Below are 19,630 nucleotides of genomic sequence, written 5' to 3'. Positions count from 1 at the left end.
TCAGGCGCTGATTTTTTCCATCAGTGCCTGAGTAATGATTTGCGGCAGGAAAGGCGTGATATCCCCACCGTGGCGGGCGACTTCTTTGACCAGCGAAGAAGAAATAAACGACCATTCTTTTGAGGGCATCATGAACACGCTTTCCAGCGTTGGCAGCAAATGTCGGTTCATGTTTGCCAGTTGCATCTCATATTCAAAATCAGACACCGCACGTAATCCCCGTACCAGCACGTTTGCGCCCTGATTTTTGGCGAAATTCGCCATCAAATCGCTGAAACCAATGACTTCAACATTATCCAGATGGGATGTGACCTGGGTCGCCAGCGCCACGCGTTCATCCAGCGAAAACATCGGTTTTTTGCTCGGGCTGGCCGCAATCGCAAGAATGACCTGGTCGAACATCAGCGCCGCACGGGTGACGATATCGAGATGCCCGTTGGTCATCGGGTCGAAAGTGCCGGGATAAATTGCCTTAGTGCTCATGACGGCTCACTTTTGCAGTTGGTGGCTGAGTGCCCACAGGGCGGCATATTTATTGAACGTATATTGTGCATTGACGCCTGCCAGGATCAACCCCTGCTTTCCATCCATAAAACCGGCCCGCAGGATCCAGGTTTTGACGAATGCGCCCAGCGTATGCGAAAGAATTGAGGAAAAACTGCAACGGCGGCCTTGCTGATGGCGTTGCTCTGCCCACGCCTGCGCATAGCTGAGTTGTTTACGCTGGAAAGCGAAAAGGTCGCGACAGGTGAGATGCAGCAGGTCACCTTGCAAAGCAACGACAGTCGCATTGCCTGTGTTCAGTGATTCATGCACCAGATCGTCGTTGTAGCAGAATGTAGCAGGGTACAGGCGGTTGACCCGATCAGGATACCAGCCGCTGTGGCGCATGAATTTTCCGAGGAACAGATTACTGCGTCCGAGGCTATAAACGGTATTTTCCTGCGGGCAATTCAGCACGGTTTCAATCGACTGGCGTAATTCAGGGGTGACACGCTCGTCGGCATCGATCATCAAAATGTAGTCACCGGTGGCATGACTTTGCGCCAGCTGGCGCTGTTTGCCAAAACCCGGCCACTCTGTGTTCTGGAATACTTTAGCGCCGAAGTGGCGGGCAACATCCTGCGTCGCATCGTTGCTGCCGGAATCGAGCAGAATTATTTCATCTGCCCAGTCTACTGACTTAAGGCATTCCGGCAATAAATCCGCCTCATTACGGGCAATCAGCACGACGGATAAACGTTTTTTATCAGCCATTAATGACTCCGGATGGGCAGATAAGGCTCCAGTAAATGCAGCAGGCGCTGTAACGCCCCCTGATTTTGATGCAGAACTTCAACGGCGTGGCGACCGTAATACAAACGGTAGTCTTCATCGGTCAACAGTGTAGAAATTTCTTTCACCAGCGATGCAGTATCAGTGACCGTGATCAGACCGTCGTCCTGAGCGAGCTTGGCGCAGATGTCTTTGAAATTGAAGGTATGGGGTCCCATCAGCACCGGAATTGCGTGGGCTGCCGCTTCCAGGGGATTATGGCCTCCGCGATCGACCAGACTGCCGCCAACAAACGCCAGGTCAGCAATGCCATACAGCAACATTAATTCGCCCATCGTATCGCCGATCACGACCTGAGTGGCCGAAGAAGGGACTTCCCCTGAGCTGCGCTGAATGAAAGAGAGGCCAGCTTTGCGCGTCAGCTCACAAGCTACCGGGAAACGTTCAGGATGGCGCGGCACCAGAATCAGCAGCAAGTTCGGATGCGCTTTCAGCAGCTCTTTGTGCGCCTCCAGCAGTAAAGTTTCTTCGCCTTCATGCGTACTGGTAGCGATCCACACCTGACGGCGTGATGCCCACTGGCTGCGCAGTGCAATGGCTTTTGCCGCCAGTTCCGGCGTGACCGAGATATCGAATTTCAGGCTACCGGTCACCGCAAGCTGGTTGCGTTTGAGTCCTAAAGACAAGAAGCGTTCACCATCTTCCTGATTCTGTGCGGCGATCAGTGTAATGCGTTGCAAAATGGTGCGAATGAATTTGCCTAGCTTCTGGTATCCCTTCGCTGAACGGGCAGAAAGACGGGCATTGGCGATAACCAGTGGAATTTTGCGACGATGCAATGCACTGATAAGGTTCGGCCAAAGCTCGGTTTCCATAATGATTACCAGCTTGGGGTTAACCTCATCCAGGAAACGATTTACGGATCCGGCCAGATCATAAGGCAGATAGACGTGGTGCACACCCTTGCCAAAAGCGGACTGAACACGCTCTGAGCCTGTCGGTGTCATGGTGGTGACGGTAATTGGCAAGGAAGGATAACGATGACGTAATGCGCGGACTAAAGGGATCGCTGCCAGCGTTTCTCCAACGGAAACGGAATGCAGCATAATGCCGCCGGAGACAACCTTTCCTTTGCAGAAGCCATAACGTTCAGCCCAGCGTTTACGATAGGCGGGCGACTTGCGGCTGCGCAAAAGTAAACGGATCCAAATCAATGGCTGAATTAAATATATGATTATATTATAAAAAATATTCATCTTTTATCAGGCGTTGCATAAGGGAAAGTCAATTTCATAGAGCGAAAATAGTCCCGGCGGATAGATGGGCACATGTTATCAGATAAGTGTGATCGACTCATCATGTCAGCGCCTGCGTCCTCAGACCAGTAATGAGTGATAAAGTGTAACCAACTGTTTTGAAAGGTTTTTAGGGCTGTAAGGTAAAATCCGCTCTCTTGCCGCATTTCCCATCTGGTCATTTTCCTGACGGGAAGGAATTTTATTAACGTATTCGCTAAGTCTTATCACATCCAGCGCATCGCAAACGAAGCCTTCGCGCCCCTGCAGAATAAACTCTGCGCCACCACAGGTTTCGCTGGTGATAACGGGCAATCCGCAGGCCATGGCTTCAAGAATCACGTTCGGGAACGGGTCGTATAATGTCGGCAGAATCATGCCATCGGCCGCATGGTAATAAGGGAGTACATTGTTTTGTACCCCGACAAAGCGGACCCGGTCAGCGCACCCTGATTGCTTCGCCAGAGATTCATACTTCTTCTGGTCTTTATCTTGTCCGACGACAATGAGGTAGCGATCGCCACAAGCGATCGCTTCAATGGCAGGCTTCAGCCCTTTGCGTTCAAAACCTGAACCTACGTAAATCAGTGCCACGGCCTGCGCAGGAATTGAAAGCATTTCACGCGCAGCGAGGCGCTGTGCATCTGTCGCCGGTACGAATTTTTGGGAATCAATGGCGTTATAGATCACTTCAAAACGGCTCTCATCAACTCCGTAACAGCGGATGATGTCGCGTTTTACCATCTCAGAATTGCAGATGATTTTTTTCAATGCCGGGGAGTGGAACATCTCTTCTTCGGCTTGCAGGACATAGCGGTGGTAGGGGCTGATTTTTGTAAGAAAACGCTGAAGAGGGGAAATGACACGCGCCCGTTGTTCCAGCCAGACACGATGTGCACCATCGCCGGCCCGGAAAATGTCGCAACCCGGAATACGTTCGTGGCTTTGCACTATGTCGAAATGTTCCTGTTTCCAACATTGTTGCGCAGCAGCGGCAAAACCCTTCTCACGTGAAACACGGCCATACTTTGCCGGATTACACAGGTGAATTTTCCATTGCGGATTTGGCTTGCCTTCCCACTGGCGGGTAATAATATTCAGATCAATATTTTGGTCATCCAGTGCCTCCAGGGCGCGGGAAATAAAACGTTCCGCGCCGCCATCCGGGCGATATTTTTGTCTGACAATCGCTAAACGGATGTTTTTCCCACTGGCGGCATTAGTCATGCAGATAACTCCTGGCTGCATCAATCACATCACTGACAGGGATTGCATGCAGATAACGTTGTTGAGTTTTTGTATCGATCGAATCGGGTGCGGGTAGCGGCGCGTAGTCCCCCGCCCAGAGAGTGGTATTATTTTTGCCCCATGGACGCCAGTGTTGCATTTTCGTCGGGCCGAATAAGGCGACGCAAGGCGTATTAAGCGCGGCGGCCATATGCATCGGCGCAGAATCCACCCCAATAAAGAGTTTTGCACCGTCAATCATTGCAGCCAGCTGGGTCAGTGATAACTGACCGGCGACAGAGATCACCTGCGGATTGTGCGTGAGATCCTGGATTTTGCTCACCATATCCAGCTCTTTCTTATCCGGGCCGGAGGTCATCACGATCGTCAGGCCGGTTTCAGCAAGTCCATCAATCACATTGGCGAATTTGTCATCATCCCAGCATTTGAACGTCCAGCGGGACGTTGGCTGAATCACAATATATTCGCCGGACACCTGATTTTTCAGAAGTAATTGCTGACAAAATGACTTGTCACTTTCTGAATAATGCATTGATGTCAGAGCGTTGTCGGTGGAAATACCAAGCGGTGACAAAATCGACATATTCTGTTCGACAGTATGCAAAATGCTGTGATTTTCGGTCGTCACTAACTGCGTATGACCTGCCCGCCAGAAAGCAGAACGTCGTTTTTTATAGTCGAATCCTAAACGAACTTTCGCGCCACTAAATCGGGAAATCAAAGCACTGCGCCATTGATCGGCAAGATTAATCACCAGATCATAATGTCGGTCGCGAACAGCTTTGAGTAACTGATATTCCTGTTGTAACTGATAGCGGACACCTTGTTTTTTCCATGTTCTGTCAATGACATGGATATGAGATAGCGCTGGATGTTCACTGAGAATAGGGCGAGTTTCTTTATACAGAAGCACATCAATTTCAGCATCGGGGTAATGCTCGCGTAGCCTGTTTATCACCGGCGTGGTCAGCACCATATCTCCATGATGACGGAGTTTCACCAGAAGAATTCTTTGGGGTCTGAACGCTGCGTATTTGGCTTCTGAATTAGGCATTCTATTATCTGATAGTAGAATATAGTGAGTTGATTTTAGGTGAAGAATCGTATGCTGTGAAGTTATTTATCTTCCTGATATAGAAAGATAAATAACTTCATTTATGAAATAGTTAGATTCCACTTAAACGAATAAAGGAATCGTCTCTTTCTGAAACAACTTAACCGAGTTTTTTACGCAGGTTATGGAGACGATACAGCCACAGTAACAGTTGCCACCATTGTTTCGGTCCGCGTGCGTTACGCAGCATTATCCTGCGTGTGCCGGAGGTGTAAATATCGTCGATCATGGCTTTCTGAGCGGCCTGAACAGGCTCGCGGCGAACAGAATGACAAACCGTCAGGGCTTCCCGGGTGACCTGTCTCGGAAACTCCGCATAGATTTTTACCCGGTCTTTATATCGCTTATTTAATTCATCAAGCATCTTGGCAATTTTCAGGTAATGCCGTTGATATTCAACGTTTTTCATTCCGGTTCTTTTTTGATTACTGATTGACTGACCATGAATGTAATAGCGATAAAGCACCTCTTGGGTGTATTTCACGCGGCGTGCGTTGAACATGAATTCGGTTGTCCAGGGAATATCCTGATGATGCAGGCCGGGTTCAAAATACAGATGATGCTTTTTAATAAGTTCCAGACGATAGACACCTAACCACACTACGTGCAAATAACGGTTTGTTGCCAGCGCCATTTTAAGCCAGTGCGGGCCATCCAGCACGGCAGTCGACGTTAAACGATCGGTGGGGATGATGGGTTTAACTTTTTCTGAGCCGACAAAATAACGTTCACCATTGCATTGTGCGACATCCAGATCATCCTGTTCACACAGTTCAATCAGCGTTTGGTACATGTTCGGATAGAGTATGTCATCGGCATCCGGAAAAGTGACGTACTGACCTTTGGCGATATCCAGGCCAGCATTACGCGCACGCGATACGCCGCCGTTAGCCTGATGAATGACGCGAATATGCGGGTATTTCTCAGCATATTCTTGCGCAACGCACTCGGAACCGTCTGTCGAACCATCATTGACGATAATGATCTCGAAGTTTGTCAGCGTCTGGGCGACGAGCGAATCCATAAAGTTTCGGAACATTTCCCCTGCGTTATACAGAGGGATAATCGCGCTGAGCTTAATGTTGTCGGATGTCGTTGTAAGGGGCATATCACACAATTTCCACTGATAAGGAGGGCAATCAACCGGGCCGGTGTAAGTTTCACAGCCCGGAAAAAATCATTGTTTTTCTATCGGGGGATGTGGCCTCATCCTGAGCATCATCAGGTAGGCAAATACCAGCACAATAAAATACGGTGATTCGCGATTGTAAAACTGGGTATCACCCATGCTGAAGTAAATTACCGGGACCGACAGTAATAAAAATTCGTAACCCTTGGGCACCAGCCTGAAGGGATAGAGCAATAATACGGCGAAGAAAAGTACCATAATCAATGCGCCTAAAATTCCCTGTAATGACATTGTATCGATAATATCATTGTGCAAATGGAACTGAAGATTGCGTAACGCTTCCGGGTTTCCGCCTTCATGCTCATCGATGAACGTGGTGGCAAGTGTATTGCGGCTGTCGGCGGACTGACCAAACGGGTGATGTTTGAAAGCATCCACTCCGGCTCGCCACATTGAGAAACGCGCACCGACTGAAGTATTACGCTCCCCGTCATTGTAAGAGGTAACCTCGTTTTGGAGATTATCGAAGCGGGTGAGGACTTTATTGTAATAAGGATGACCAGAAGTCACTGCGGCAATAATTAAGACCGCAATGGCAAAACCGTAGATAATTTTAGACGTATGCGAGCTTTTGGTGAAATCGTAAATAATGCTGCCTGCACTAATAAGTATAAAGAGTATTATTGCAGAGCGGGTTTCTGTGGCAGCGAGAACCGCAAAAGTCAGCGTCATCACAATCAGACAAATGAGCCTGTAATGCTTTAACGCATGATATTTAAGACTGTACATCACCAGCAAAGAAAAAATAGTAAATGTATAGGCGCCGGAAGTCGGAGCGTCAGAATTTATTTTCATTCTTTCGCCTGTCTTTAAATAAACAATGATTCGTATGACGGATATAACGATAAAAAGAATCGTCATAATAGCTATCCCCGTGCGCACTGTCAGTGCAGGGATTTTCCATTTGTGAATGTTATGTTCAATGGCATACAGAATAAATGAAGCTAATATGAGTCTCTTACCGCTAATTTGGTAATGATAGGCAATGAGCGGATATTGATGGTTTACGGTGAGCATAACCCAAAGCAACTTGCTGATACCCAGAAGTAGAATTGTGCAGGCAACCGGGTAGAATTTAATTTTCTTATCAACACGCAGGGTGACGTAGATGAAATACAGGACAGCAATATACGTTGCGATATAAAAGAAATTCCGGGTTATTTCACCAGAGTACATAAAGAAAGAAATGGAAATGGTAATCAATAAGAATAGTAAAGATGCAAGTTTATCGTCAAAAGACGATTTTTTTATCTGTGCCATCAGATTACTTTTCATAAAGAGCTTTTCCTGAAAATCTTATTATTCATATATTTGGTCATCCAGCGCAAGCTGGTCAGGTAGCGACCCTTATGCCAGAGTGCCTGGGCATAGCGTTTCATCTCTTTATAGGAAACCGGCACGTCATGTGGGACTGCGTGCCATGGGGATTGCGCATAATATTGATCATAAATATCGGCCAGTTCTCCCATTCCCCAAAGGTGCCAGGGTTTACATTTACCCGTATAATGAATCAGGATGGTATCTTTCGGGATATCAACTCTCTTTCCCACTTTATTTAAAATGATGTCACACACAAAATTATATCTTTTAGGAAGCAGCAGAACTTCATGTTCCAGGACAATATTAAGTGCGTCCTGGTCAGGGAATTTAAATTCACTTTCCTGAAGGCTAAGTGTCCGGATGATCCGCTCAGTTGTATTTTTCTCAAGCCATTGAGGGATATTGATGTATAAGAATCCTGAGTTGAAATAATTTCCCTTTGTCAGACTTAACTGTGAGCAAAGTTTATTTCTTGCCCGTTGCGTATCGTTGACGGCTGCCAGCGTATAAGGGCTGATATCCATCTCGCTCAGTTCTTTATAACTGCCTAAACATAATGTGTCCGCGTCAAGGTAGAGTAATTTTGATGTGACGCCAGAAAGGATGTAGGGAGTGAATAAACGATAATAAATAGCCTGAGGATAGCGCCCCATCAGCGGTAAATCAGTGAACGCAGATTCTTTAAAAACGTAACAGGTGATGGCCAGCGGATGTTTTGCCGCCAGCTCAAGCAGTCGGGATTTTGATATTTCATCGAGCGCACTGCCAAATATATGAATATGAAAAGCTAAGTCAGGGTTGTTTTTCAGGACAGAAAAGACAGTGACCCCCATACCACGGGCATAGGCATTATTTATTCCGAATGCGATATGGACCACAGAGAGTGATGAATCCCCTAAATTATTCACGAGCTCTTCTTTATGCTCGAGATAGCTCATATATTCATGGTCAGACATAATGTTGTACCTGACTTGTTTTGCTTATAACAAATGAACGTATTTTCTCCAGTTGAGCATCACTGAGTGAAAAAAGTTCTTCAGCACTGTGCCGGAATTGATAAGGTGCTGAGAAAATAAAAGATTCAGGCGCGAGTTTTTTATCTTCAGGCGTCAGGATGAGTGGCGCATAGGTTGGATGCTGCTCAGTTAAGTCACAAGGACCCGCTAAACATACCACTGGGATATTCACCGCATCTGCGATATACACGTTTCCAGAATCTGAGGCGATATACATATCCATCTGAGAAATGGCATGTGGGACTTCATGCAATTTTAGCTTACCGATCAGGTTAATGATGTTTTCGCGAGCACTGAGTTTTTCCAGCAACTGATCAAGGTATTTCTGCTCATTCTCCGGGCCAAAAACATAAAACTGACAAGGAAGGCCAGCCAGGGTATTAAGGATTTTAATCCATACCGCTGTCGGAATTGTTTTAGCTTTATTGCCTGCCGAAATGCTGATACCGATTTTGACCTGCTTGCTTGCCGCCAGCTCCGGCAAGGTTTTTTCAGGTATCCACAAGGGAAGGGTGGCATGTTTAGTATAGCTTTCTGCACTGAGGCTGGGGTCTGCCAGCTTCAGATAACTTTCCAGCGTAAAATCGGTTTTCTGATGCAAACGAACAACGTCGGCCGTCTGATAAAAAATCCCGTGATACCACTTGCGGGTATAAGCGATCAGAAAGGCTTTATGCTTCGCATTACAGAAGGCGGCATAGAAACCGTTAACGCTGTTAGGTTGTAGCAGATAAATATTGTCGTAGCGGTTGAGCAGGCGAAAGGCGAGACCAATTTTACTGACTAAAGATTTTTTGTAATCTTCAATGAGATAAATAGAATCGATCGTCGAATCGTGTGCAGCCAAAGGCAAAACCGTTTTACTGATCAAGACATCTGATTTTTTTAAATGCTTCAGTAAAGGCGTGATATTGACGAAATCACCAATTTTGGCGGTTTGTATGACCAGATTTCGCCCTTTGCCCTGATGAAAAGGCTTCATCAGCATTTTGAACGGCCACAGCAAGATGAAAATAATCACGTAGCTCATGGTCGGTTCATTTCCTCTTTCGCAGCGGTCAGATCACTCAGACGCTCAAAGACGGTTTTGGCTGGTAAGTTTTCCAGTGAATTGTTCTCGGCTTTGAGGATAAACTGATTCTTTCCATACCCGCCAATCAATCCCGGATCGGTCGGTCCGTAAAGCGTGATATTTGGACGATCCAGCGCGGCAGTCAGATGGCTCAGCCCCGTATCAACAGAAATGACCGCTTTCGCACCGGCTAAAACCTCAGCAACTTTTTCCAGACTCAACTTGGGCAACACCTCGACATAAGGGAAACCTTCTGCCAGACGCAATGCGCGCTGATGTTCATGGTCTGCCCCCCACGGAAGTTTGATGCGGATATCTTGCCCGCCGAACATGCTGATCAGCTCACGCCAGTGTTCTTCCGGCCAATGTTTATCGGCGCGGGTGGTGGCATGAAGAAACACCAGATACCGGCCCGCGTCGGCAGGAAGATGGGAGAGGAAACGTGCTGCAATAGCATAATCTCCCTGGCCTGATGGCTTTTCATAGCCCAGGCTTTTCGCAAACAATTCCCGGGTACGCTCTACCGCGTGCTGCTTTTTATCGATTTCATGACGCTGATTGTAGAACCAACTGGCGAATGGTTCACGGGCACTTTTACAATCCTGACCGTGTTTTTCACCTTTGGCGACACGGGTGATCAGTGCCGCGCTTTTAATCAGACCCTGAGCATCAATGATCGCATCATAGGTTTGAGACTGAACTTCGCGTTTGAAGTCGCAGCGTTGCTGACGGGTTTCAGAGCCGAACCAGTTTTTACGCCAGCGGCGGATGGCGACAGGTATCACGCGATCAACGGCAGGATGCCAGCCGGGGATCTGGCTAAATCCTTCTTCCACGACCCAGTCAAAGCGGATCCCGGCAATGGCCTGCATAGCATCCGTCAACGCCGGAAGGGTATGCAGAACGTCGCCCATGGACGACGTTTTGACGATGAGAACCCGCATTAAAGCTCCTTCCTTGCGCTCAGCAACTGGGTGAGTTCCTGATAAACTTGTCCGGGTTGAATATCAATTAAACTTTGGTGATAGCCTTCTTCAGCATCGCCTTTACGGACTTTATGGTAGCCAGTGATCAGACGTATAACTTTTGCCTGATGGCTGAGGGGCGGTGTGAAGTCCGGGCTGCTGGGCCCGTAAAGTGCTATCAGCGGTTTATCCAGCGCGGCGGCAACGTGCATCAGGCCTGAATCATTACTGACGACCGCATGACAGGCGGCAATCATCACCACCGCCTGATCCAATGAGGTTTTCCCCGCCAGATTGAGACAGAAAGGTTGTGCGTTTTCTGTCAGTGCCAGGCGAATTTGTTCACCTGCTGCGTTATCTTTTGCAGAGCCAAAGAGCACCACCTGATAGCCTTCGCTGATCAGTTTTTCAGCCAACACCGCGTAGTGATAATGAGGCCAGCGCTTTGCCGGACCAAACTCTGCGCCAGGGCAGAAACCAATCAGCGGCCGGGTGTTATCCACAGAGAATGAGGTTTTAACTGCGGTGACTTCAGCGTCGCCGACCTCTAATTTCGGCCAGAGAATGGGTTGTGGAAGATCAGCGGCAGTTTTGATTTGCCGGGCATCGTAGCCCAGAGCAGCATAACGCTGAACCATCAGTGGAAAAGCGGGTTTATCCAGCACCCGCAAATCATTGAGCAGACCATAGCGCATTTCGCCACGCCAGCCGGTGCGTTGCGGAATACGGGCAAAGAAAGGAACCAGCGCCGATTTAAACGAGTTAGGCAGAACGAATGCACGCTGATATTTCTCATTGCGCAATGAAATACCCAGACGACGACGTTCGCCCAATTCCAGCGCACCGTGGCCCAGCGGCATGGCCAGCGCCTGATGTACTTCCGGCATGCGATCAAGTAAAGGACGGCACCATGCAGGTGCCATCACGTCAATCTGAGCGTCGGGGTGCGCAGCTTTCAGGGTGCGATAAAGACTTTGTGACATCATCATGTCACCGACCCATGACGGCCCAATTACCAGTATTTTCATACCGTTAATCCATTCCTCAATGTGCAGGGCTTAAACTGTGCGGTTAAGCCAGCTCATGTATTCCGTAACACCTTCGGCAACCGTTTTGAACGGTTTGTCGTAACCGGCGTTACGCAGGGCCGTCATGTCGGCCTGTGTGAAGGACTGGTAACGGCCTTTGAGTTTTTCCGGGAATGGAATGTATTCGATATCGCCAGACTTGTGGTATGCCACGACAGCATCTGCCACGGCCTGGAAGGATTCCGAACGTCCGGTACCGCAGTTAAAAATGCCCGAAACACCGTTTTGCCAGAACCACAGGTTCACGGCTGCCACATCACCCACGTAGATAAAATCGCGTTTGAAGCCTTCGCTGCCCGAGAACAGTTTTGGGTTCTCCCCGGCCTTGATCTGATTATTCAGATGGAACGCTACGCTCGCCATGCTGCCTTTATGGCCTTCACGCGGTCCGTAAACGTTGAAATAACGGAAACCACAAATTTGAGATTCAGCGTGCGGCAGAATTTCGCGAACATACTGGTCAAACAGGAACTTAGAGTAACCATAGACGTTCAGCGGTTGCTCGTATTTACGCTCTTCAACAAAGCTGGTGCTCTGGCTACCATAAGTGGCTGCGGAAGACGCATAAAGGAAGGGAATGCTGCGATCTAAACAATAATGCAGGACATCTTTAGAGTACTGATAGTTGTTATCCATCATGTACTTGCCGTCCCACTCGGTAGTGGAAGAGCATGCGCCTTCGTGGAAAATGGCGTCGATATCACCCAGATCGTCGCCGGCCACGATGCTGGCGATAAAATCTTCTTTGTCGCAATAATCCGCAATATCCAGATCCACCAGATTGACGAACTTGGTGCCATCTTTCAGATTATCCACCACCAGAATATCGCGGTATCCCATATCATTGAGCGATTTAATAATATTGCTGCCGATAAAACCAGCGCCGCCAGTGACGATTATCATGGGATTCACCTTTAATCATTTGAAGAACTGCGCACCATGCACAGCCTGTATATTGGGTAATATCATAACACTTCATTATGAAGCTCACATTGGGAAGGTGTCCGATAACAGGGATTCTTATGTTTCAGAGCGTAAGGCGTGAACTATGCTGCAAAACAAAGATATTGTGAGCACTTCCATCGTTATTTTATATGCAGATTAGTAAGGTATTCCGTGAATGAGTCATTTCAGGAGAATACTGTATGTCTGTTTCGTTTTATCGCCAGCTGGAAGATCAGCTGGAGCAGGCCCGGGTTGAAGGGCTGTTTAAAGAAGAACGCATTCTCACCACGCCCCAGCAGGCTGAAGTCTCCGTCGCTGGCGGCCGTCCGGTGATCAATTTTTGCGCCAACAACTACCTTGGCCTGGCGAATCATCCCGAACTGATCCGTGCTGCAAAAGCCGGTCTCGACAGCCACGGTTTCGGCATGGCTTCGGTCCGCTTTATCTGCGGCACACAAGATACGCACAAAGAACTTGAACACCGTCTGGCTGACTTTCTCGGTATGGACGATGCGATCCTCTATTCCTCCTGCTTTGATGCCAACGGTGGGTTATTTGAAACACTGCTGGGTGAAGAAGACGCCATCATTTCGGATGCGCTGAATCATGCCTCAATAATCGATGGTGTTCGCTTATGCAAAGCGAAACGCTATCGGTATGCCAACAACGATATGTCTGAACTGGAAACCCGTTTGCAGCAGGCAAAAGATGAGGGTGCCCGTCATATTCTGGTGGCAACTGACGGCGTATTTTCAATGGATGGCGTGATAGCCAACCTGAAGGGCGTGTGCGACCTGGCCGAACGGTTCGACGCGCTGGTGATGGTCGATGATTCCCATGCGGTAGGTTTTGTCGGTGCCGAAGGGCGGGGAACGCACGAATATTGCGATGTGATGGGGCGCGTGGACATCATCACTGGCACGCTTGGCAAAGCGCTGGGCGGGGCTTCCGGCGGTTATACCGCTGCGCGTCAGGAAGTGATCGACTGGTTGCGTCAGCGTTCGCGGCCCTATCTCTTCTCTAATTCCCTGGCACCGTCGATTGTTTCTGCCTCCCTGAAAGTGCTTTCCATGCTCGAAGAAGGCAGCGAACTGCGTGAGCGTTTGCTCAGCAATTCAAAATTGTTCCGCGAGAAAATGACCGCCGCGGGTTTCACGCTGGCGGGGGCTGATCACGCCATTATCCCGGTGATGCTTGGCGAGGCTCGTCTGGCTCAGGAGTTTGCGTCGCTTTTGCAGCAGGAAGGGATTTACGTCACCGGTTTCTTTTACCCGGTGGTGCCTCAGGGGCAGGCGCGCATCCGTACTCAAATGTCAGCAGCGCACAGCACGGAACAAATCGAAAAGGCCGTTGAAGCCTTCACCCGTATTGGCAAAAAACTTGGCGTGATCGCCTGAGGAATGTCGATGAAAGCTTTAGCAAAACTCAAACGTGAAGAAGGCATCTGGATGACGGATGTGGCCGTGCCGGAATTAGGGCACAACGATTTGCTGATCAAAATCCGTAAAACCGCCATTTGCGGAACCGATGTGCACATCTACAACTGGGACGAATGGTCACAAAAAACCATTCCCGTACCAATGGTGGTCGGACACGAATATGTCGGCGAAGTGGTGGGCATCGGGCAGGAAGTTAAAGGTTTCAGTATCGGTGACCGGGTGTCGGGCGAGGGGCATATTACCTGCGGACACTGCCGTAATTGCCGGGGAGGACGTACGCATTTGTGCCGCAACGCACAGGGCGTGGGGGTAAACCGTCCGGGCGCTTTTGCGGAGTATCTGGTATTGCCTGCTTTTAATGCGTTTAAAATCCCGGACAATATTTCTGATGATCTGGCTGCCATTTTTGATCCCTTTGGTAATGCTGTGCATACCGCATTGTCGTTTGATCTGGTCGGCGAGGATGTTCTGATCAGCGGTGCCGGGCCGATTGGCATCATGGCGGCAGCCATTTGCAAACATGTCGGTGCCCGCCATGTGGTGATCACGGATATGAACGAATACCGTCTGGAACTCGCGCGCAAAATGGGTGTGACGCGGGCGGTGAATGTCAGCCAGCAAAGCTTGCAGAATGTGATGGATGAGCTGGGCATGACGGAAGGGTTTGACGTCGGGCTGGAAATGTCAGGTGCACCTGCGGCATTTCGCAGCATGCTTAACGCCATGAATCATGGCGGCCGGATTGCGATGCTGGGCATTCCATCGACCGAGATGGCAATCGACTGGAATCAGGTGATTTTCAAAGGACTGTTTATTAAAGGGATTTACGGAAGGGAAATGTTCGAAACCTGGTACAAAATGGCCGCCCTGATCCAGTCAGGATTAGATCTTACACCTCTGATTACGCACCATTTTCCGATTGATGAATTCCAGAAAGGGTTTGATGCGATGCGCTCCGGGCATTCCGGCAAAGTGATACTTAACTGGTAATCTGGCGCTCTGAAAATGCAAAAGTCCGCTGAAAATAGCGGGCTTTTGCTGATAGCGGGCGCAGTCTTTACGCCGCAGGACCGGCCATTTGTTTCTCGTCATCCGTCAGATAACGCACTTTACGGGTGTAATCCTGACCTTTGAATAACAGTTCATTATCCGGTGAAGCCAGATACTTTTGCCATTCTGTCAGCGGGAAGCCGCCATGAGCGCCGATCACTTCTTTAGGGATAACCGACGGTGTGCCGCCAATTTTTTTCGATACCGGCCAGTTCATCCAGTCGCCCAGATTGACGCTTTTGATGTCCAGCGTATCCAGCATGGCCGCCAGAGGCAGTTGATCTGTCGGGGGCTGGTTGTCTGGCAGAATGTTCCATGTATCGATGAAAAACATAATCCACAGCGGGCACAAACGCTCCCAGGTTTTACGCGTGGCGGCTAAAAAAGCGCCGTTCACGTGATCGACAATATAAGGACGCACGCTGTTTTTGTAATACGCCGGGATGATCTCAGGATCACAACCGTCCAGTTTGGCAATCATCTTGCCCTGACGGAAACTTGAATAAATATGATTTTCATGTAACTGAATTTCCGGCATTTTAAGCAAATTAAGATCGGAATCGATCATCAAAATACCGTCAGTTCTGGCCTGCAAAGGCGCCATCAGTTTGATCAGGCGGCTGAGATAAATTTGTTTATAACGATAATCACCGGATTTGGTTTCAGGGTGAAGCGTGACGATCCGGACTTTCTCCGGTAACGGGCGAAACTGGCTGGCAGCCTGATCGGTAACAATCACGATTTCCTGTAATGCGGTCGCAAATTTATCGGCAAACTCTGCACACAGACAAGCTTCTTCAATATAGTCAGCCCCCGCGGAAGGGATCACCACAGACGTCACGCTGTTCTTTGGTTTTCCTGCCATGACGGTCCCGTCATACGGCAAATTATGGCGTGAAAGAATGTGACGATATTTTGGATTTAGAAATTTGAACATATTCAGCCTTGTTTCTTTTTCACACTGCTTAAAACGGTTTCAACGCCTGAGACATATTTTTCAATTGCAAATTTTTCGCGAACAGTCAGATTTGCCTGCTCTGCAATTTCATTTCTCAGATGGGCATTGAGATACAGTGTTTTCATATGATTAAAGAGCATATCAATATCGCCATACTCAAATAACATGCCGGTTTCTGCATTTTTAATCAGTTCGGCTGTACCGGTGACATTCGAACCAATCACCGGCGTTTTCAGCAGCATGGATTCCAACACGACCCGCGGAAGCCCTTCACTTTTTGAGCCTAATATAAAGGCATCAAACGCGGACAGATATTCCAGCGCATTGCTCTGGAAGCCTGTAAATACCACTTTATCCATCATATTCAGAGCCGAAGTTTGCTGAATGAGACGGCGTAAATTCGGGCCTTCACCCACAAACACCATTTTCCATTTGGCTTCCGGAAATGCGCGATTAAATTTGTCTAGTGCCAGTAATGTGAAGTGATGAGCTTTGCGGTTAATCAGAGAACCTATACTGCCAAAGATGAACGTGTCGTTGTCGGCTGCTAATTCTTCCCGGATTTTTGTGCCTTCGGGCAATGGCTGATGGATATCAATGCCATTAAAAACGGTAAAACATAACTCTTTGCGTACACCACGTTTGAGCAGTTGTTCCTGAACGCCTTGAGAAACAGAGATAATGCTGTGGCAGAACCGGTTAACGATGCGCACAACCTCCCGGTTGAGCACCGGTTCAATGCGACAATGCTGTACGATTTCTGTGGGTAAACCGGCAGTAGAATAATAGCCTTCGACGTTAGAGCTGGGCTGATTATTCATATAGAGAATGTCAAACTGACCGAGTTCAAGCAGGGAGTGAATTTTGCGGATATTGGGATTAATACGCCAGATTTTGTCGATAGAGTAAATGGCTTTCTGACGCAAATTACTGCTAAAGAAAAACAGCGTTCTTAATACTTCTTTAGCTATTTTCGCCCAGGCAGGTTGCTTAACCTGCGGAATAAAAAATACCGGTACATTCAGTGAGTTTAAAATCTGACTGATAGTTTCGCCGTTGTCCCGGGCGTAATCGTTGTAAAAGCAGCAGCTGATTTCAAATTTTTCACGATCGATTCTTTTCAGCAGTTCTAACATGCTGTTAGTCCCGCCTCCCCATTCCTTGCCACTATCCAGTAGCAGAATTTTAGATCGATCTTGTCCCATCGGTTAGCGCCCTTGCTCAGTCCGGTCAAAAAAATATACAGCGCCCATTATATGAGGCAAAACCCAGAAGCTCTACTTTTTAGTTTGGCTATGAAATCAATTGATATCAATAAGTTAGTTGGTGATGCCAAATATATGCGTACCACCAATATAATCAGGAAACCGCCAATGAGTGCGATTTCTACTTTTTAGTAAAAGTTGTTATCACAGAATACTGCCGTTCAACAAATGCCGCAGCGGGTGAAGATTTCAGGCTTTCCCCGAGAATTTTAAACATGCTGTCGGCATAAATCTGCGGGAGAGGTTGCCTGAGGTGGCAGACGCTGATGCCTTTACGTGATGATTTTACGAGCGCAATCGTGACCTTACCGGCGGGTATGCTGCGCTGGGGTTCGTTCAGCAGATCACTTGGCCTGACCAGAACGATATCGGAAGGTAGATTCGGCAACATTTGCTGCAGCACTTTCACTGTCGTCGGATGCGGGTGTCCTATCGCGATGGCATATCCATTCTTGCGTGCGAGCTGAATTGCGCGTTCAAACTGACGGCGGATTTCCGCTTCATTCTGCACATCATCTAAAAAGACATTGCGCTTAATGACTTTCACCCGGGTGCCCTGAGCCGCTTTGACTGACTGAGTGTTACCAATGGTCATGCTGTCGAGGAAAAACAGGTTGTGGGCATTCATTGCCTGCATGACATTTTCCATCCCGGTCAGGCTGGAGGTCATAGCACTACCCATATGGTTATTGATGCCAATCGCGTAAGGGATATTGCTGATCGCCTGATCGACAATACGTTTCACTTCTGCGGCGCTCATGGAGGGTGTCAGCGTGTCTTTTTCCAGCGGTTGCTTACTAAGTGGCGCCATCGGCAGATGGATCAGAATTTCACGCCCCTGCTGGTGAGCCTTGTTCATCATCATCTGCGAATCGGGTGCGTTGGGAAAAATCGCGACCGATACCGCTTTTGGCATCTGAAGTACCTGGTTTTCCTCATGCTGGCGATAACCAAAGTCATCGATCAGGATGGATAATTTCGCTGCCTGAACCTGACAAGCAAAAAACGCAGTACCACAAAGGGCAGCTAAAACGGACTTGTTATATCGCAATGCTATCTTCCCAACCACGGCTGTGGATTAACGGCCTGGCCCTGACGACGAATTTCAAAATACAGCGATGGCTGGCCTTGTCCGCCGCTGTTCCCAACTTTAGCAATGGCCTGGCCCGTTCTGACCTGGTCGCCTACGCTGACCAGTGCATCCTGGTTGTAACCGTACAGACTCATATCGCCTTTGCCGTGATCGATAACCACAACCAAACCGTATCCCTGTAACCAGTCCGCCAGAATGACGCGTCCGTCAGCAATCGCCCGGACATCACTGCCTTCTCTTGCTGAGATAACAATCCCTTTCCAGCGTAGTTCACCCTGCAGCTGTTCGCCGAAGCGATGTATCAACGAACCATTAACAGGCCACATATTTTGACCTGATGGTCTGCCCAGACCGCCGGTACGGGCCATCAGAGATTGCTCGCTTTGGGTCGGTTTGTAGGTGGAACCGGATTTCTTCGCCTGCTGTTCTTTCGCTCTGACTGCCGCAGCTTCGCGGGCTTCTTTTTCTGCGCGTGCTTTGGCAGCACGTTCGGCAGCGGCAATTTTGTTTTGCAGGCTGGATTCGTTAGCGCGCAGTTCGGTCAGGCTCTGCTCATCTTTTTGCAATGAAGACTCCAGTGCCGTGAGCGTTTGCTTACGGGCGGCACGAGCCTGTTCGAGTTTCTGCTGCTGGGTTTGTTGTTCACTCAGCAGGCTTTTTTGCTGGGTTTGTTTCGATTGCAAAGAAACACGCTGTTCAGCCAGCGTGGCTCGGGTCTGTTTCAGGTCCTCAATGGTTTTCTGTCGCGCTTCATTCAGATAACCAAAATAAGCCAGGATCCTCTCGCTGCGTGCGCTCTCTTCGCTGCTCAGCAGTAATTGCAGGCCTTTATGCTGCCCGATCCGGAATGCGGCATCGAGCTGCTTTGCCAGAATAGCTTCCTGCGTCTTTTGCTGTTTTTGCAATTTATCAATGGACGCATTCAGCCCGGAAATGTCTTTTCCCAACGTGGCGAGGGTTGACTGAGTGCTGCGTAACTGACTGCTGGCTGAGGCGATGGTTTTTTCCTGCGCCTGCAATTGCTGCAATAACGTGCCGCGTTGCTGTTTCTGCTGTTTTACGCTTTTCTCTTTTTCCGCGATGTTTTGCTGAATGGTTTTGAGCTGATCTTTATTGTCGTCAGCATGCACACTCACAGAAAGAGACAGCAGGGAAACGCAAAGTAGTAAGGCTGGAGATGGGAAGGCAGATACGGCCTTGTCCTGAGCGGAAAGGCGGGTTCTCATCAGGCTGAAATGATTGAATTTGCTCAAACTTTTTTCCGCTTGTCGACCGTGGATGATAGACAATATGGCTGT

General features: G+C 48.6%; 18 protein-coding genes. 2 read left to right on the top strand and 16 right to left on the bottom strand.

The annotated features are described in order from the left end of the window. The 12 genes from coaD to rfaD form a co-directional block, all read right to left on the bottom strand. On the bottom strand, positions 1-483 hold the full coding sequence (gene coaD / locus GW591_RS23615; RefSeq protein ID WP_013577623.1) for a pantetheine-phosphate adenylyltransferase: 483 nt from the start codon (positions 481-483) through the stop codon (positions 1-3). A gap of 6 nt (positions 484-489) precedes the next feature. Continuing rightward, a complete protein-coding gene (locus GW591_RS23610) occupies positions 490-1,257 on the bottom strand; it encodes a glycosyltransferase family 2 protein (RefSeq protein WP_037035350.1) in 768 nt (255 codons plus the stop codon). After that, on the bottom strand, positions 1,257-2,531 hold the full coding sequence (gene waaA, locus GW591_RS23605; protein ID WP_013577621.1) for a lipid IV(A) 3-deoxy-D-manno-octulosonic acid transferase: 1,275 nt from the start codon (positions 2,529-2,531) through the stop codon (positions 1,257-1,259). The genes GW591_RS23610 and waaA overlap by 1 nt, the downstream gene beginning before the upstream one ends. Positions 2,532-2,651: 120 nt before the next feature. Further along, positions 2,652-3,797 (bottom strand): glycosyltransferase family 4 protein, encoded by a 1,146-nt coding sequence (locus GW591_RS23600; protein ID WP_037035349.1) that lies wholly within the window; start codon positions 3,795-3,797, stop codon positions 2,652-2,654. Continuing rightward, positions 3,790-4,872, bottom strand: a complete 1,083-nt coding sequence (rfaQ, locus tag GW591_RS23595; RefSeq protein WP_013577619.1) for a putative lipopolysaccharide heptosyltransferase III — start codon at positions 4,870-4,872, stop codon at positions 3,790-3,792. Before rfaQ ends, GW591_RS23600 begins: the two co-directional genes overlap by 8 nt. 160 nt (positions 4,873-5,032) lie before the next feature. Then, positions 5,033-6,040: a glycosyltransferase gene (locus GW591_RS23590; RefSeq protein WP_013577618.1), complete on the bottom strand. Its 1,008-nt coding sequence runs from the start codon at positions 6,038-6,040 to the stop codon at positions 5,033-5,035. A 69-nt stretch (positions 6,041-6,109) separates the two neighbouring features. After that, on the bottom strand, positions 6,110-7,396 hold the full coding sequence (locus tag GW591_RS23585; protein WP_166861439.1) for an O-antigen ligase family protein: 1,287 nt from the start codon (positions 7,394-7,396) through the stop codon (positions 6,110-6,112). After that, positions 7,393-8,397: a glycosyltransferase family 8 protein gene (locus GW591_RS23580; protein ID WP_119262199.1), complete on the bottom strand. Its 1,005-nt coding sequence runs from the start codon at positions 8,395-8,397 to the stop codon at positions 7,393-7,395. Before GW591_RS23580 ends, GW591_RS23585 begins: the two co-directional genes overlap by 4 nt. After that, on the bottom strand, positions 8,390-9,487 hold the full coding sequence (locus tag GW591_RS23575; RefSeq protein WP_037035340.1) for a glycosyltransferase family 9 protein: 1,098 nt from the start codon (positions 9,485-9,487) through the stop codon (positions 8,390-8,392). Before GW591_RS23575 ends, GW591_RS23580 begins: the two co-directional genes overlap by 8 nt. Then, complete coding sequence (gene rfaC / locus GW591_RS23570) at positions 9,484-10,473, bottom strand: lipopolysaccharide heptosyltransferase RfaC (protein ID WP_112152577.1); 990 nt, start codon at positions 10,471-10,473, stop codon at positions 9,484-9,486. Before rfaC ends, GW591_RS23575 begins: the two co-directional genes overlap by 4 nt. Beyond that, entirely contained in the window at positions 10,473-11,522 is a 1,050-nt protein-coding gene (rfaF, locus tag GW591_RS23565; RefSeq protein WP_112152576.1) for an ADP-heptose--LPS heptosyltransferase RfaF, read from the bottom strand. The genes rfaC and rfaF overlap by 1 nt, the downstream gene beginning before the upstream one ends. A gap of 30 nt (positions 11,523-11,552) precedes the next feature. Further along, positions 11,553-12,485 carry an ADP-glyceromanno-heptose 6-epimerase gene (gene rfaD / locus GW591_RS23560; RefSeq protein ID WP_013577612.1) on the bottom strand — a complete coding sequence of 311 codons (933 nt, stop codon included), beginning with the start codon at positions 12,483-12,485 and terminating at the stop codon, positions 11,553-11,555. Positions 12,486-12,727: 242 nt separating this feature from the next. Between rfaD and kbl the strand changes: the two genes are divergently transcribed. Both kbl and tdh read left to right on the top strand, forming a co-directional pair. Next, positions 12,728-13,924 carry a glycine C-acetyltransferase gene (gene kbl, locus GW591_RS23555; protein WP_013577611.1) on the top strand — a complete coding sequence of 399 codons (1,197 nt, stop codon included), beginning with the start codon at positions 12,728-12,730 and terminating at the stop codon, positions 13,922-13,924. Positions 13,925-13,933: 9 nt separating this feature from the next. Then, the gene (gene tdh / locus GW591_RS23550; protein ID WP_013577610.1) at positions 13,934-14,956 is read left to right on the top strand and encodes an L-threonine 3-dehydrogenase; all 1,023 of its coding nucleotides are present in this window, start codon (positions 13,934-13,936) and stop codon (positions 14,954-14,956) included. Between the two features lie 67 nt (positions 14,957-15,023). On the opposite strand, the gene GW591_RS23545 is transcribed toward tdh, so the two are convergent. The 4 genes from GW591_RS23545 to envC all read right to left on the bottom strand — a co-directional run bounded on the left by GW591_RS23545 (position 15,024) and on the right by envC (position 19,585). After that, positions 15,024-15,953, bottom strand: a complete 930-nt coding sequence (locus GW591_RS23545; protein ID WP_013577609.1) for a hypothetical protein — start codon at positions 15,951-15,953, stop codon at positions 15,024-15,026. A gap of 2 nt (positions 15,954-15,955) precedes the next feature. Then, positions 15,956-17,179 carry a glycosyltransferase gene (locus tag GW591_RS23540; RefSeq protein WP_037035334.1) on the bottom strand — a complete coding sequence of 408 codons (1,224 nt, stop codon included), beginning with the start codon at positions 17,177-17,179 and terminating at the stop codon, positions 15,956-15,958. Positions 17,180-17,360: 181 nt separating this feature from the next. Then, the gene (locus GW591_RS23535; RefSeq protein WP_112152575.1) at positions 17,361-18,290 is read right to left on the bottom strand and encodes a divergent polysaccharide deacetylase family protein; all 930 of its coding nucleotides are present in this window, start codon (positions 18,288-18,290) and stop codon (positions 17,361-17,363) included. A 2-nt stretch (positions 18,291-18,292) separates the two neighbouring features. Next, positions 18,293-19,585: a murein hydrolase activator EnvC gene (envC, locus tag GW591_RS23530; protein WP_015690600.1), complete on the bottom strand. Its 1,293-nt coding sequence runs from the start codon at positions 19,583-19,585 to the stop codon at positions 18,293-18,295. Positions 19,586-19,630: the final 45 nt, after the last annotated feature.

The organism is Rahnella aceris, from assembly GCF_011684115.1.
In the GTDB taxonomy this organism is placed as follows: domain Bacteria; phylum Pseudomonadota; class Gammaproteobacteria; order Enterobacterales; family Enterobacteriaceae; genus Rahnella; species Rahnella aceris.
Note: the sequence above shows the minus strand (reverse complement) of the source record. Positions and strands in the feature narration are given on the sequence as shown.

Excerpts from the sequence above, each read along its gene's own strand:
- coaD (WP_013577623.1), bottom strand. The coding sequence starts at position 483 with ATGAGCACTAAGGCAATTTATCCCGGCACTTTCGACCCGATGACCAAC.
- GW591_RS23610 (WP_037035350.1), bottom strand. The coding sequence starts at position 1,257 with ATGGCTGATAAAAAACGTTTATCCGTCGTGCTGATTGCCCGTAATGAG.
- waaA (WP_013577621.1), bottom strand. The coding sequence starts at position 2,531 with ATGAATATTTTTTATAATATAATCATATATTTAATTCAGCCATTGATT.
- GW591_RS23600 (WP_037035349.1), bottom strand. The coding sequence starts at position 3,797 with ATGACTAATGCCGCCAGTGGGAAAAACATCCGTTTAGCGATTGTCAGA.
- rfaQ (WP_013577619.1), bottom strand. The coding sequence starts at position 4,872 with ATGCCTAATTCAGAAGCCAAATACGCAGCGTTCAGACCCCAAAGAATT.
- GW591_RS23590 (WP_013577618.1), bottom strand. The coding sequence starts at position 6,040 with ATGCCCCTTACAACGACATCCGACAACATTAAGCTCAGCGCGATTATC.
- GW591_RS23585 (WP_166861439.1), bottom strand. The coding sequence starts at position 7,396 with ATGAAAAGTAATCTGATGGCACAGATAAAAAAATCGTCTTTTGACGAT.
- GW591_RS23580 (WP_119262199.1), bottom strand. The coding sequence starts at position 8,397 with ATGTCTGACCATGAATATATGAGCTATCTCGAGCATAAAGAAGAGCTC.
- GW591_RS23575 (WP_037035340.1), bottom strand. The coding sequence starts at position 9,487 with ATGAGCTACGTGATTATTTTCATCTTGCTGTGGCCGTTCAAAATGCTG.
- rfaC (WP_112152577.1), bottom strand. The coding sequence starts at position 10,473 with ATGCGGGTTCTCATCGTCAAAACGTCGTCCATGGGCGACGTTCTGCAT.
- rfaF (WP_112152576.1), bottom strand. The coding sequence starts at position 11,522 with ATGAAAATACTGGTAATTGGGCCGTCATGGGTCGGTGACATGATGATG.
- rfaD (WP_013577612.1), bottom strand. The coding sequence starts at position 12,485 with ATGATAATCGTCACTGGCGGCGCTGGTTTTATCGGCAGCAATATTATT.
- kbl (WP_013577611.1), top strand. The coding sequence starts at position 12,728 with ATGTCTGTTTCGTTTTATCGCCAGCTGGAAGATCAGCTGGAGCAGGCC.
- tdh (WP_013577610.1), top strand. The coding sequence starts at position 13,934 with ATGAAAGCTTTAGCAAAACTCAAACGTGAAGAAGGCATCTGGATGACG.
- GW591_RS23545 (WP_013577609.1), bottom strand. The coding sequence starts at position 15,953 with ATGTTCAAATTTCTAAATCCAAAATATCGTCACATTCTTTCACGCCAT.
- GW591_RS23540 (WP_037035334.1), bottom strand. The coding sequence starts at position 17,179 with ATGGGACAAGATCGATCTAAAATTCTGCTACTGGATAGTGGCAAGGAA.